The 14167-nt window shown below is 38.3% G+C and carries 15 protein-coding genes and 1 pseudogene; 3 read left to right on the top strand and 13 right to left on the bottom strand.

What is annotated here, in order from left to right; all coding sequences use genetic code 11:
- Nucleotides 1-153: 153 nt before the first annotated feature.
- The 5 genes and pseudogenes from trmFO to ylqF form a co-directional block, all read right to left on the bottom strand.
- Nucleotides 154-1529 (bottom strand): annotated as a pseudogene (trmFO, locus tag OZZ83_RS08635) (FADH(2)-oxidizing methylenetetrahydrofolate--tRNA-(uracil(54)-C(5))-methyltransferase TrmFO).
- The gene (topA, locus tag OZZ83_RS08630) at nt 1498-3576 is read right to left on the bottom strand and encodes a type I DNA topoisomerase (RefSeq protein ID WP_002313870.1); all 2079 of its coding nucleotides are present in this window, start codon (nt 3574-3576) and stop codon (nt 1498-1500) included. The pseudogene trmFO and the gene topA overlap by 32 nt, the downstream one beginning before the upstream one ends.
- Before the next feature lie 121 nt (nt 3577-3697).
- On the bottom strand, nt 3698-4555 hold the full coding sequence (dprA, locus tag OZZ83_RS08625) for a DNA-processing protein DprA (RefSeq protein ID WP_148411661.1): 858 nt from the start codon (nt 4553-4555) through the stop codon (nt 3698-3700).
- A 55-nt stretch (nt 4556-4610) separates the two neighbouring features.
- Nucleotides 4611-5378 (bottom strand): ribonuclease HII, encoded by a 768-nt coding sequence (locus tag OZZ83_RS08620; RefSeq protein WP_002309565.1) that lies wholly within the window; start codon nt 5376-5378, stop codon nt 4611-4613.
- Entirely contained in the window at nt 5371-6231 is an 861-nt protein-coding gene (gene ylqF / locus OZZ83_RS08615; RefSeq protein ID WP_002309567.1) for a ribosome biogenesis GTPase YlqF, read from the bottom strand. The genes OZZ83_RS08620 and ylqF overlap by 8 nt, the downstream gene beginning before the upstream one ends.
- 260 nt (nt 6232-6491) lie before the next feature.
- Here ylqF and OZZ83_RS08610 point away from each other — a divergent pair, with 260 nt between their 5' ends.
- Nucleotides 6492-6890, top strand: a complete 399-nt coding sequence (locus tag OZZ83_RS08610) for a VOC family protein (RefSeq protein WP_278023700.1) — start codon at nt 6492-6494, stop codon at nt 6888-6890.
- A gap of 236 nt (nt 6891-7126) precedes the next feature.
- Complete coding sequence (locus tag OZZ83_RS08605; RefSeq protein ID WP_002313872.1) at nt 7127-7669, top strand: folate family ECF transporter S component; 543 nt, start codon at nt 7127-7129, stop codon at nt 7667-7669.
- An 87-nt stretch (nt 7670-7756) separates the two neighbouring features.
- Here OZZ83_RS08605 and lepB read toward each other — a convergent pair whose 3' ends face one another.
- From lepB to OZZ83_RS08575, 6 genes are all read right to left on the bottom strand, one after another.
- Nucleotides 7757-8308: a signal peptidase I gene (lepB, locus tag OZZ83_RS08600; RefSeq protein WP_195943657.1), complete on the bottom strand. Its 552-nt coding sequence runs from the start codon at nt 8306-8308 to the stop codon at nt 7757-7759.
- Between the two features lie 149 nt (nt 8309-8457).
- On the bottom strand, nt 8458-8685 hold the full coding sequence (locus tag OZZ83_RS08595) for a YozE family protein (RefSeq protein ID WP_002309571.1): 228 nt from the start codon (nt 8683-8685) through the stop codon (nt 8458-8460).
- Complete coding sequence (gene msrA, locus OZZ83_RS08590; protein WP_002309572.1) at nt 8682-9200, bottom strand: peptide-methionine (S)-S-oxide reductase MsrA; 519 nt, start codon at nt 9198-9200, stop codon at nt 8682-8684. Before msrA ends, OZZ83_RS08595 begins: the two co-directional genes overlap by 4 nt.
- A gap of 19 nt (nt 9201-9219) precedes the next feature.
- The gene (locus OZZ83_RS08585; RefSeq protein WP_278023702.1) at nt 9220-9933 is read right to left on the bottom strand and encodes a YpmS family protein; all 714 of its coding nucleotides are present in this window, start codon (nt 9931-9933) and stop codon (nt 9220-9222) included.
- Nucleotides 9934-9938: 5 nt separating this feature from the next.
- On the bottom strand, nt 9939-10832 hold the full coding sequence (locus OZZ83_RS08580; RefSeq protein WP_002316172.1) for an SGNH/GDSL hydrolase family protein: 894 nt from the start codon (nt 10830-10832) through the stop codon (nt 9939-9941).
- A 156-nt stretch (nt 10833-10988) separates the two neighbouring features.
- A complete protein-coding gene (locus OZZ83_RS08575; protein ID WP_002309576.1) occupies nt 10989-11831 on the bottom strand; it encodes a DegV family protein in 843 nt (280 codons plus the stop codon).
- Between the two features lie 129 nt (nt 11832-11960).
- On the opposite strand from OZZ83_RS08575, the gene trhA reads away from it, so the two are divergent.
- On the top strand, nt 11961-12614 hold the full coding sequence (gene trhA / locus OZZ83_RS08570) for a PAQR family membrane homeostasis protein TrhA (RefSeq protein ID WP_002309577.1): 654 nt from the start codon (nt 11961-11963) through the stop codon (nt 12612-12614).
- A 63-nt stretch (nt 12615-12677) separates the two neighbouring features.
- On the opposite strand, the gene OZZ83_RS08565 is transcribed toward trhA, so the two are convergent.
- Together OZZ83_RS08565 and OZZ83_RS08560 are read right to left on the bottom strand one after the other, a co-directional pair.
- Nucleotides 12678-13196 carry a dihydrofolate reductase gene (locus tag OZZ83_RS08565; RefSeq protein ID WP_002313876.1) on the bottom strand — a complete coding sequence of 173 codons (519 nt, stop codon included), beginning with the start codon at nt 13194-13196 and terminating at the stop codon, nt 12678-12680.
- A 19-nt stretch (nt 13197-13215) separates the two neighbouring features.
- The gene (locus OZZ83_RS08560) at nt 13216-14163 is read right to left on the bottom strand and encodes a thymidylate synthase (RefSeq protein WP_002345052.1); all 948 of its coding nucleotides are present in this window, start codon (nt 14161-14163) and stop codon (nt 13216-13218) included.
- Nucleotides 14164-14167: the final 4 nt, after the last annotated feature.

Genomic DNA, 14167 nt, shown 5'->3' with positions numbered 1-14167 from the left:
CTACAAAAAGACAAATAAATTGTCAGAATTTAACCAATATTTCTAAGTTTGTTCACAATTAATGCAATTCCTCACATTTTGTTTGAGAAATCCTTAAGGAAAACGCAAGAAAAAGAGCGAGACTATCCGTCTCACCCTCTTCATCGAGTTTGCTCACTCATTTGGGACTGCTGTTTTTCTAATTCTTTTTTTATTGTCTCATTCGCTTTTAAAGCACGTTGGGCAATTGCTTCATATCTTGCTTTTTTGTCTCGAATGCGTTCCGGCAATTCAGGAAATAGACCGTAGTTGGCATTCATTGGTTGGAAATGTTTTCCTTCCGCATGAGTAATGTAATAAGCCATGCTTCCAATAGCTGTTTCTTGTGGAAACTCGACTGGTTCCATTTCTTTTGCTAAGCGTGCCGCATTGATTCCAGCAAGTAATCCACTTGCTGCACTTTCAACATAGCCTTCTACACCAGTCATTTGACCTGCAAAGAACAAATCTTCGCGTTTCGTTGATTGATACGTCGGTTTCAGTAATTCTGGCGAATTCATAAAGCTATTTCGGTGCATAACACCATAGCGAACGAATTCAGCATTTTCCAATCCAGGAATCATCCGGAAAACACGTTTTTGCTCGCCCCATTTCAAGTGAGTTTGGAAGCCCACGATGTTGTATAAAGAAGCTGCAGCATTGTCTTGACGTAGCTGGATAACAGCATAAGGACGTTTGCCAGTTTTAGGATCTTCCAGCCCAACTGGTTTCATAGGACCAAAAAGCATTGTTTTGAAACCACGCTGTGCCATTACTTCGATTGGCATACATCCTTCAAAATATTTTTCTTTTTCAAAAGATTTAAGTTCTGCCACTTCGGCATTGATTAGTGCCTCATGGAAAGCTTTGAATTCCTCTTCTGTCATCGGACAGTTCAAGTAAGCTGCTTCTCCTTTGTCATAGCGGGACTTCAAATATACTTTATCCATATCGATCGTAGCTTTGTCTACGATCGGTGCAGCTGCGTCGTAGAAATAAAAACCATCTGAACCATTGAATGCTTTGATACTTTCTGCCAATGGATGAGAAGTCAACGGTCCTGTTGCTACTACGGTGATTCCTTCTGGTATTTCAGTAATTTCTTCGTTTATCACTGTTACTAATGGATGCTCTTTGACTTTTCGGGTAATCGTTTCAGAAAAAGAATCTCGGTCAACAGCTAAAGCACCACCAGCTGGCACTGCTGTTTCATCTGCCGAAGTGATTACTACTGAATTCAATCGTCGCATTTCTTCTTTCAATAATCCTACTGCGTTAGCCAAACTATTTCCTCTTAGTGAATTGGAACATACTAGTTCAGCAAAATTACTTGTGTGATGCGCCTCAGTCGATTTGACTGGACGCATTTCATATAAACGGACAGGTACTCCTGCTTGTGCGATCTGCCAAGCAGCTTCACTTCCGGCAAGTCCTGCTCCAACAACATTTACCATTTTCAATGAAAGAACCTCTTTTCTATTATTTTTGGATGTCTTCTTCGTAGTCTCCATTTACACAGACTACTTGTTTGCCACCTTTGACTTTCTTCTCAACCAGATATCCATCACATTTTGGACAATTTCTGCCCACTGGTTTATCCCAAGAAGTGAATTCACATTCTGGAAAACGAGAACAACCGTAGAACAGTCTGTTTTTCTTAGATTTTCGTTCGATAACTTGCCCTTCATGACATACTGGACAAGTCACACCGATTTCTTTTACGATTGGTTTGGTATTCCGACAATCAGGAAAATTGCTACAAGCATAAAACTTCCCGTATTTCCCTAATTTTATCACCATCGGATGTCCACAGACATCACAATCGAATCCTGCTGGTTCATCTTTGATTTGGATTTTTTCGATTTTTTCTTCCGCATTCGTCAGTTCTTTTTCAAACGGTTTATAGAAACGATCGACTACTTTGACCCACGCTTCCGTGCCTTCTTCGATTTTATCCAAATCTCCTTCCATTTCTGCTGTGAAATGGACATCGACGATTTGAGGGAAAAATTCACAGATCAGCGAATTGACAATCTCTCCTAATTCTGTCGGCTCAAATCTTTTTTGTGTCAATTTTACATAGTAGCGTCTTTGGATCGTATCAAGTGTTGGTGCATAAGTGGAAGGTCGCCCTACCCCGTTTTCTTCTAGTGCACGAATCAACGTAGCCTCACTGAAACGTGCAGGTGGTTGAGTAAAATGCTGTTTTGGTTCAATATCAACAGATTGGACGACATCGCCTTCTTCAAGTTCTGGAAGAATATTTTCTTTCTCTTCTTTGCCGTCGTCTCTACCTTCCACATACACTTGCATGAATCCTTTGAATTTGATTTTTGAACCGTTCGCAATGAAGATCACACCATTTTGTTCTAATGTTACTTTCATTGTATCTAAAATAGCCGGCGTCATCTGACTAGCCACAAAACGTGACCAGATCAATGTATAAAGTTTCAATTGATCTTTATCTAAATATTGTTTGAGTTCTTCTGGTGTACGAAGCACACTCGTTGGACGCACAGCTTCATGGGCATCTTGTGCGCCTTGAGCATTTTTGATCTTTCGGTGATCATGTCTAGAAAATTCTTTTCCATACGTATCTTCAATAAATGCTGCGGCCTCTGCTTTTGCTGTATCGGCAATCCGGGTAGAATCAGTACGCATGTATGTAATCAAGCCGACTGTTCCTTGTTTACCCAAAGTGATTCCTTCATATAATTGTTGTGCTACCATCATGGTTTTTCTTGTTCGAAAGTTTAATTTACGGGCAGCTTCCTGTTGCAGGCTACTTGTAGTGAAAGGATTCGCAGGGTTTCTTTTGCGCTCTTTCTTTTCTACTTTTTTTACTTCGAAGTCTGTTCCATCAATTCTAGCAGTGACTTCTTTTACACTTTGTGCATCTGGTAACTTCTTTTTCTTACCGTCGATTCCCCAGAAATTTGCTTTGAATTTCTTGCGAGCTTTTTTAAAATTACCGTCGATGCTCCAATATTCTTCTGGAATAAATTCTCGAATCTCTTTTTCACGGTCAATAATAATTTTTAAAGCGACAGATTGGACACGTCCTGCACTTAACCCTTTCTTGACTTTGCGCCAAAGAATAGGGCTGATCGAATAACCAACGATTCTGTCTAAGGTACGACGAGCTTGCTGTGCATCTACTAAATCTACATCGATCGTTCTTGGTTCCTTAAAGGCTGCTTTGACTGCATCTTTTGTGATTTCATTGAAGACCACCCGATTTTTTTCTTTCAGATCCAACCCAAGTAGGTACGCTAAATGCCAAGCAATTGCTTCTCCTTCTCTATCCGGGTCACTTGCCAAGTAAACTTTTTGAGCTTTTTTTGCTGCGGCTTTCAGGCTTTTGATGACATCGCCTTTTCCGCGTATAGAAATATAATGGGGTTCATAATTGTTTTCAAAATCGATACCCATTTTACTTTTCGGTAAATCTCTTATATGACCAACACTGGCCATTACTTTATAGTTTCGTCCAAGATATTTCTCAATCGTCTTGGCTTTTGCAGGTGATTCTACAATCACTAAATATTTATACGCCATTACTGAATGGACTCCTTTCCATTGTCGTGTTCCTACTATTAAAAGAGGATTCATACAAATCGTAGCTAATCATATCCATTCAGAAAACGTTTGTCAAGAAAAGCAAATGAAAAGTATGGTGTTATTCTTTAAATTCTGCCAAGATATCTTCACCCGAAACCGTGCAAACTGCACCGTCTTGGATCAAATGATGACATCCGGCAGAATGTTCTGTTAAAATATTTCCTGGAACAGAAAAAACTGTTCTTCCAAGATCCAATGCTTGCTGGGCTGTTATCAGAGAGCCGCTTTTTTTCTTGGCTTCAAAGACACATGTTCCTTTAGACAAAGCTGCGATAATACGATTTCTCATTGGAAAACGATGCTTTTTCGGGCCGGATTGAGGAGGATATTCACTCAAAAGAAGATGATCATTTGCAATCACCTCTTGCAGGTCACGATTTTCAGCAGGATAGACTTGCTCTATCCCTGTTCCAATGACCGCGATTGTCCGTCCACCATGAGAGATTGCTGCTTGGTGACTGTAGGTATCTATCCCTTTCGCGCAGCCACTGACGATTACATATCCAGTTTCTACCACTGGTTTTAGTAAATAATACACTGTTTTTTTGGCTAAAGCAGAAGTACGTCTTCCACCAACAACGCTTAACATATTACAAGAAAGTAAAGATAGGTCACCACTGTAAAACAGGACAATTGGCGGATAGGTCAAGTGAAGCAACTGAGGGGGATAGTTGGGATCAAAGCAAGTAATAAACGACTGTTTCAATTGGATTTTGCCCCAATTATTGTGAATTTCTTTCCAACTTGTACGGAACAGCTCCCGATGTGCGGTGATTTTTCCTATCTTAACGATGTCTTCAAATCCGATTTCTTTGTAAGGATACTGCATCATCCAGTTAGCAAGTGCCCATTTCCCTTGGCTACTAATTCCTTTTGCATAAGCAAGTTTCAATAAATTCTCTTCTATTTGATACATCATAAAACCGCCTTTCGTCTCTCTTTCTAATAAGATACGTAAAAGCGGCTGTTTTTTATTGTAAATATTTTTTTACAGGTGCAAAACTTTTGCGATGGATTGGCGTAATCCCTTGTCTTTCAAGTCCTTCTAAATGTTCCTTTGTTCCATAGCCTGCATTATGCGAGAAACCATACCCAGGATAAAGCACGTCATATTCTTTCATCAATTGGTCTCGATATACTTTAGCAATGATACTTGCAGCCGCAATCGACACAGATCGTGCATCCCCTTTGATTATTTTTTCCTGCTGTATAGACAAATCCAAGGTCATCGCATCGATCAACAAATAGCTTGGTGCAATAGACAAGTTTTCTACTGCTTGGATCATCGCCAATTTACTTGCTTCATAAATATTCACTTCATCGATTGTCTGCTGATCAATGATTCCGATCCCGATGGCCAAAGCTTTTTCTTGAATTTGTTGAGAAAGAAGTTCTCGTTTTTTCTCTGATAACTGTTTTGAATCATTCAGCCCTAATATGATCTCATTTTTCGGCAAGATAACTGCAGCTGCCACGACAGGTCCAGCTAACGGTCCTCTTCCTACTTCATCAATGCCGGCAATCCATTGGTGACCTTGTGCGTACCCTTGTTTTTCAAAGCAAAACATTTCTTCATATTTTTCCTTGATCAATGCCTCTTTTTTCAATCGTCGTTCAAAAGAAACTAGCGCTTGCTGTACGCCTTTGCGTGGATCGTTCCTCAATGATTCTAGTGTAGGATCATCTATTCTCTGTATGCTTTTCAATCGTTCTTTGATACTTTGGATGGATTCAGTCATCGCTTTTTTGCTCCATTTCTTCGCAACGATCCAATGTGTATCGACCAAGTTTTCCTTGACGGATATCATGCACGACTAATTCGCTGCCACGATCATAGTCTTCTTTATACCCACGTTTTGCTGTGATATCCATCAGCAATTCCGGTGCCAATTTTTCTTCTTGCTCGATTGGCAAACCATAACGATCGCTGATTCTTCCTGAATAATATCGGGCAAAAAAGTCCAATCCGTAAATCGCCAAATCATCTAAATGGACAAGTTGGTCTTTGATGGCGCCTGTCAGCGCTAGTTTTTTGCCGATTTCTTCATCTTCAAATTTGGGCCATAAAATCCCTGGTGTGTCTAACAATTCCAACTCGTTACCCAAACGAAGCCACTGCTGACCTTTTGTTACACCTGGTTTATTTCCTGTCTGAGCAATTTTTTTGCCTACTAGTCGATTCATCAACGTAGACTTTCCAACATTCGGAATACCCAATACCATTGCCCGAATAGCGCGAGGCTTGATCCCACGAGCAGCGTCTCTTGCTCGTTTTTCTTTCAACGCTTCTTTGGCTGCAGGTACTAGCCCTTTGATTCCTTTACTTTCTTGTGCCGTGATAGCTAACGCAAGGTGGCCTTGCTTACGAAAATATTCTTGCCACAGCTTTGTCTGTTGTGGATCTGCCAGATCCGCTTTATTCAACAAAACAAGCCGAGGCTTTTGCTGAATGATCTGATCTAACATTGGATTACGAGAAGATAAAGGTAAACGTGCATCTACCAATTCAAATACGATGTCCACATATTTCATTTTTTCAGAAACTTCTCGTCGGGCTTTTGCCATGTGTCCTGGAAACCATTGGATGGTCATTGTTCTCTCCATTCCTTTCATATCGGAATATTCTCCGACTTTACTTGTTTTTTATTTTTCAATATATATTCACTTTTTTCTATTATAAAAAATCCTATCTATTAGTTAAGTGAAAGTGAACCAGTCCTCATTCTATCACATCTTCTCTTTTTTGATGATGTAAATTTTTTATTTTGATTTCTGTATACGAGTCTGATTTTTTGACAGCGCTTCCTAAACAAGAGATGATAGACGAACAATGCAGAAAGGAGACGAAACAAATGAATAGTATGGTTTTTGTTAATTTTCCTGTTGCCGATGTCAATCGTTCCGTTGCTTTTTATGAAAAGCTTGGGTTTAAAAAAAACGAAGAATTCTCTACTGAAGAAGCTAGTTCAATGGTGTGGGATGAAACTTTTTGGGTGATGCTCCTCTCTCATGATTTTTATAAAAAATTTATAAAAGATAAAGAAATAGCCGATAATAAAAAAACAAGTGGCGCTTTGATTTCGTTTAGTATGGACAACGCGGATAAAGTAAAAAAATTCGCTCAAATTGCAAAAGAAAATGGTGGTGCTTTCCACGAAGTCGATATGGGAATACCTGAAGAAGAAATGTTTTCATTAGAAGTCCAAGATTTGGATGGAAACACATTAGAACCCGTATGGATGAAGATGTAAGCAGATAACGAAACTGACGTTTTTATAACAAAAAAATAGAGATGGATGATGCGATAAGTATTCTCCACCTCTATTTTTTTCGATCGTACAATTGCCTTTTTTACAGTTTATAAAAGCAGTCTTCTTCTCATTTTATTAGTTGTTGGATGGTTATTTTTGTAAATCGCCAAGGTGTCATGACACCTTGGCGATTTTATGGTATCCTTTTCTTATTAACTGACAAAGGAGAGAATATTTTGAACACTTTGATTGCAAAAGACGTTTTTAGATTGCCCGAAATGAATGCAAGATTGTTATCGACTTCTGCCCTTTTATTAGCTCTTGATGTCATCTTATACAAGATAGCGATTGGTCCTGCTTATTTTCAAGTCACATTCGGATTTTTAAGTATGGCACTTATGGGTTATCTATATGGGCCGATCTGGGCTGGTTTGCTTGAAACGTTGTCGAACACTTTGAATTTCACAATATTTGGTTCAGGTACGTTTCAAGTTGCTTTTCTTATCACAGCATTCCTTGGTGGGTTTATCAATGGCTTATTTTTATATCATAAAAAGATAAACCTGCTTTCCGTCATCGCTGCCCAACTATTGATTATGATTCCAGTTAGCCTTTTTATCAATTCTTGGCTGATGTCTGTTTTGTTTGGTGCAGATTTCAAAGTGATTTTTCTAGGTAGGGTTATCAGGAATATGATTCAGATCCCTATTCAAATAACGGTTGTTTATTCATTTATCAAAGCTTTAGAGGCTAGAAAAGTGTTTAAACGAGCTGTTTGATTTTATGTACTAAGGTAATATGCTGATTTTGGACCATACGATAAAGAGGTTGTGACAAAAGAATGGTCACAACCTCTTTATTGTTTCTCACTGAATCCATTTTATTTCATCAAGCGGATAATAAACGAATCTTGCTTTACCTAAAATATCCGTTTTATTGATCGTACCAAATGAGCGGCTATCTTTTGAAACTCTTCGATTATCTCCAAGTACAAAATAACTATCTTCGGGAAGCTTCGATTGTCCCGTCAGTTCTTGTAGTGTGAAGTTCGTCGTATAGGATGCATTTGCATGATCTGACTTTATGTTTTTAGTTAGATAAGGCTCCTTCACTACTTTTCCATTGATCTTCAATTGATCATTTTGGTAGCTAACATTTTCTCCTGGAAGCCCAATCACTCGTTTGATATAAATCGTCCCATCTGCTAATTGAAAAACAACAATATCAAATCGTCTGATCTCCGAAAATTTTTCCATCACAACCATGTCGCCTTGTTTCAACACATTTTCCATTGAATTGCCTTCTACTGGTACAGGGATGAACAAAAATCCCCGCAACATGAACGCAATGAATCCAGAAACAAGTAAGTATTTGAATATAAGCCAGAAGCGATCAATATAGCGTTGTTTTTTTGTCAATCTCTATCAATCCATCCCTCGTTTTTTCCTTCTTTCTTTATTATAAGAAAAATATCAAAAAAATGCGACTAGATAGCTGAAATAAAAATAATTCTTTCTATCAAGCTGTTGGACAAAAAGCGCTTGGATCATAAATGGAAAGCCAATTTTTATAAGTCATGATTGTTCTCTAAATATTTTTCCCAAGCTTCGTCAAAAATATCCATGGATGGCAAATAGTCGACATTCAATTCTAGATAACTAGAAATTTCTTCGTAGCTAGAGCTGTGCTTAGGGAATTGGATATCTTTACCGGCTTCTGTAGCAAAAATAGATAAAGTATCATGTGCACCACCGCCTCGCAGTGTCATTAAATAGTGAAAAAAGCTTCGATTCACCCTTCGTTCCTCCAATTTTCTTCAATAAAGGCAGCCCGGCGTGCATGGTTTCTTTTAAAATTTTCAGGATGCTTTTTATAATACTCTTGATGGTCTTCTTCTGCTAGATAAAATGGTTGGGCTGGTTCGATTTTCGTAACGATTGGCTGTTCGAAACGTCCACTTTCAGCTAATTGTTTCTTACTATTTTCAGCAATGATCCGTTGTTCTTCTGTCAAATAAAAGATGACCGGACGATAATTGTCGCCGCGATCCTCAAATTGTCCGAAAGCATCAGTCGGATCCGTTTGCTGCCAGTAAAGTTCTACTAACTGTTCATATGAAATCAATGTTGGATCATAGATAATCTCCACTGCTTCCGTATGTCCAGTCGTTTGGCTTTTTACTTGTTCATAAGTTGGATCTGGTACGTGTCCTCCAGTATATCCTGACATCACTGTATGAATACCCGGAAGCGTATCGAAAGGTTGGATCATACACCAGAAGCAGCCTCCTGCAAATATTGCTCGTTCCATTATTATTCCTCCTCTAATACTACTCATTTGATGTTTTTTTGTTCTCTTTTGTCTTGCTTTCAGTACTGCTGTTGCTAGTTTTGTTTGTATTTGAGTTGCTTGAAGTATCAGAGGTATCTTTTGGCAAATATAGACTAAATCGAATGTCATCATTTACTAAGTCAATTTTATCTGCTTTAATATACATCCCGTTTTGCATTCGGAATTGATCCAATCTAAGCATGATAGTCAAATCATCTGTATTAACTTCGATCCAATCTGGCAATTTATAGTTTCTCTTGATCATATTCATCACATCTTTGATTGGCAAACTCAAGGTTCCAATAGAAAGACTTCTAGCTTTTAGTTGGACATTTCCATTTTCCATCACATAAGGATCAAAATATAAATAGAAATTGATAGGAAAACCTAATACTTCGAAAGTACCATTGAGTAGTGCTTCATTTTCCAAATAGAATTTATATTCGATATCACTATCTTTTTGATACTCACTAAGGAAAAAGCTAATGATTTGATTGACTTTTTCTTTATTTGAATTGATTGTGAGGACAGGATCGCCTTGCCTTTCCGTGAGGGCAGGTATTTCTGGGAGTTCTGGTTCCCGATTAGCAAAAATACGGCTACCTAAAAATACTGTCGAACCGAGTACTACCCCAAGAAGGATAAGAAAAGCGACTTTCCAGTAATTCGTTTTCTTTGCTTTGTTTGAAGTTGCTCCAGACCTTGTTTTCATGTTTTTTACTCGTCCTCCTTCTCTAGCCATTGGTTTTGTGTCTCGATCAGCTGATCTCTCACTGCATTTGCCATCAATTGATAACCTAAATTATTCGGATGGAAATGATCTTCTTCGTAAAGCACATTGTTTTTGATGCCATTTAGATTTTCTGTCGTGCTAGTTGTTTGATCTGTGCCTTCTTCTGTGACACCTACTTCTTGATTCAATCCTTGATAAAGCAAGTCATTGATTGGAATAAAGTAGCAGTTCGGCATTTTTTTTGTCACCGTTTCTGTTCCTTTGTTCCAATTATTAACGATGGTCTGCATGTCAGTGATTTCAGGAAAGTTCAAATAAAATGGATTGTAGATGCCTAAAATATAAATTGGCGCAGTTTTATTGAGGGATCGAAATTCTTCCAATAGTTCTGTGACATTTTCCTGATAGTTTTTCATCGGTTTTTTAAAGGAATTGACCGTTAACCCGAACAAATTATTTTGGATAACTTTCATCAAATCATTTCCGCCAACAGTCAGCGTGATAAAATCAGCTGTTTTGATATTGTTTCGAATTTCTTCTTTTGTTTTTACTCGCTTTAAGATCTGGTCACTTCGTTCACCATTTACACCATAGTTTTCTGTTTCAACCGCAGTCAAATTATAACGGTCTTTTAGATCATTTGCGACAAGGGGAACGAAGCCTCCTTGTTTGGTTTGATCCCCTACTCCTTCAGTCAGCGAATCTCCGATAGCTATGTAGTGAAGTTTTTCTTTTTTATTTGGATCTTCTCTCACAGTAGTTACTGGTTTCATTAGAGGGCCAGCTTTCGGTATGGAAGCAGCTAGACCTGCATAGATGATGATCGCAATTAATAATGGGAACAAAACGAGGATCAAATGCCGTTTCGTTAATTTCATCTTTTCACCTCTTGTATTCGATTGGTCTAATGTTATCAAAAATTTTATCAAAAAGGTAGTCTTTATGAAAAAAGAAAATAATTATTTTCCTATTTTTACAAAGAAAAAGAGAATAAGCTAAAAGCCTTGCAGGCTGAGGGCTTATCCTCTTTTTGACTAGTCTACGTAATACATGATTGCAAACGCGTCTTTACCAGTATGCGTAGCGATAACCGGATTCGTATGCAGTACAGGGATATGCATATCCGGAAACAATTCTTGCAGACCTTCTTTGAATTCTTGTGCCAGTTCTTTTGCATCCGCATGAGAGATGCCGATTTGCCGCACATTTGGCAATTCTTTCAGTTCGTTTTTCAAATTATTGAACCATTTGTCGAACGTTTTCTTTCCTCGCCCCTTCGTTACAGGGATCAATTCAGAGTGGGCGAAATTCATCACCACGCGTATGTTCAAAACACTAGACAGTAAACCAGTCGTTCGGCTGATTCTTCCACCTTTTACCAAGTTGTCTAGTGTGGAAATTCCGATGTATAATTTTGTATTATCTTGTACTTTTTTGACTTCTTCAAGGATTTCCTCTACTGATTTACCTTCTTTTGCTAATTCAGCTGCTCGAATTACCTGAAACGATAATCCTTGGTCAGTGGTATCACTGTCGATAACCGTTACTTTCGTTTTGGTTAAATTACTAGCTTGTCTTGCTGCTTCTACTGTTCCACTCAAGCCTTTTGTCATATGGATCGAAATCACTTCACTGCCGTCTTCTCCTAACTCATCATACATTGAGATGAATTCTCCAATCGGTGGTTGGCTGGTTTTTGGCAGATTTTTTGCTTTCGCCATCATTTCCATAAATCTTTCACCGTCTAATTGGTCATCATCCGGATATACTGTTCCGTCAATCATGATGGATAGCGGCATGACACGAATGCCTAAAGCGTCGCGTATGTTTTTTTCCATCGTACATGAAGAATCTGTTACGATTTTTACGTTTGTCATTATTTTCTCTCTCTTTCTTTAACAAGATGTCTTATTCATGTTAAACTACATGTAAGACAATTTCTATTTTTAGTATAACAGACAAATAATGATTTTTCATTAATTACACCTAGTAAAGGAGCCGTTTTCATGGAAAAAACGAAATTTAATCGAACGTATGAAATATTAAATGAAGTGTTTAATGCAGTCACCCATGGAATTGGGACTGGATTGAGTATCGCTGGACTAGTGATTCTTTTGATAAAGGGTGCCCACTTGCATTCCTCTCTCCATATTGTCTCTTATGCTATCTATGGATCGATGATGATTCTTTTATTTTTAACGTCTACGTTGTTTCATTCATTGATTTTTACAAAAGCAAAAAAGGTGTTCCAAGTATTCGATCATAGTTCGATTTTTCTTTTGATTGCAGGAAGTTATACTCCTTTTTGTTTGCTGAGTATCCGAGGATGGCTAGGTTGGACTTTATTTGTATTGATTTGGTTGTTTGCGATTCTTGGCATTATATATAAAGCGTTGACGTTGCATAAACGCGAGAGAGTATCAAAAGTATCTACGATCATCTATATTTTTATGGGGTGGCTCTGTGTCGTGGCTGCTGTTCCTCTTTATCATTCTCTTGGAATGACTGGTGTTATTTTGATGGTGGCAGGCGGTCTTTCTTACACGATAGGCGCATTCTTTTATAGCTTGAATTCTATCCGCTATATGCATGTGGTTTGGCATTTGTTTGTTATGTTAGGTGCAGGTTTTATGTACTTCTCTGTTTTATTCTTTACTTAATAAAAAAGCTATTGATGGGTCAGCTCTAAATAAAAGCTGTTCCATCAATAGTTTTTTTATCGTCTATTCGCCTGTCCCATTTTTTAAAGGATTCTCATTACGCTGATAGGTTTCAAATTGATGCGGGTAACGATTTTTTTCATCTATTTCTCCTTGACTCGTATTGATCAATGACCAATCAGACCAGTCAACAGGTGGAAAATAAGCATCTCCATCAAATACATGATAGATGACTGTCCGGTATAATATCGTACAAAAAGGTAGAAATTCTTGATAAACAGCTGAACCTCCAGCGATGAAAAAAATACCATCTGTTTCTTTTTCCAAGGCAAGCACTTCTTCTACACTATGCATAACATGCACGCCTTCTGCTGTATAGGAAGAATCTCTAGTCAAAACAATCGTTTGACGATTCGGCAACGGACGGCTGCCCATCCCTTCGAAAGTTTTACGTCCCATCACTAATGTATTTGCTTCTGTCATTTGTTTAAAGAATTTCAGATCATTTGGCAAACGCCAAGGAAGACGGTCTTCTTTTCCAATCAATCCGTTTTCGTCCTGTGCCCAAATTGCAGCTAACATTTTCTCATCCTTTCTGATTTTAAACAGCGATAGGCGCTTTGATCGTTGGATGTGGGTCATATCCTTCTAACTGGATATCTTCCATCTCAAAATCAAATACTGACTGCTTTTCCTGATTCAAAGCTAAAGTTGGAAATGCGCGTACTTCTCGGCTTAATTGTTCTTTCATTTGTTCGATATGGTTGATATAAAGATGAGCATCTCCTAATGTATGAACAAATTCTCCCACCTCTAAACCTGTTTCATGTGCAATCAAGTGAGTCAGCAACGCATAACTTGCAATATTGAACGGAACACCTAGAAAGACATCCCCACTACGTTGATACAATTGGCAGCTTAACCGTCCCTCTTGCACATAAAATTGAAACATCGTATGGCAAGGAGGCAAAGCCATGCTAGGAACATCTTCTGGATTCCATGCAGAGACAATCAATCTTCTAGAATCAGGTGTTTTTTTGATTGCTTCGATCACTTCTTTGATTTGATCAATAAAACCGCCGTCTTTTGTCTCCCAGTGCCGCCATTGATAACCGTAGATGTGACCAAGATCACCGTATTTCTCAGCAAAGGAATCATCTGTTAGGATCTTTTCGCAAAAAAGTTTGCTCTGCTTTTTATATTCTTCATTGAATTCAGGATCTGTCAAACTTCTATGTCCAAAATCAGTCATATCTGGTCCGTTATAATCTGTACTTTTGATATAGCGTTCAAATGCCCACTCATCCCAAATATGGTTTTTATTTTGTAATAGATAGCGGATGTTCGTATCTCCTTTTAAAAACCAAAGCAGTTCGCTTTTGATCAAGCCAAAAGGTACTCGTTTCGTTGTTAACAAAGGAAAACCTTTTTGCAGATCAAACCGCATTTGATACCCGAATAAACTTAACGTGCCCGTGCCTGTTCTGTCTTCTTTACGATGTCCTTCTTCCAACAATTTTCTTCCTAAGTCAAGATACGCTTGTTCCATCCCT

The organism is Enterococcus sp. E5-162 (genome assembly GCF_035725965.1).
Taxonomy (GTDB): Bacteria; Bacillota; Bacilli; order Lactobacillales; family Enterococcaceae; genus Enterococcus_B; species Enterococcus_B lactis.
The sequence above is the reverse complement of the archived record's forward strand: the minus strand, read 5'-3'. Positions and strand labels throughout refer to the sequence as shown.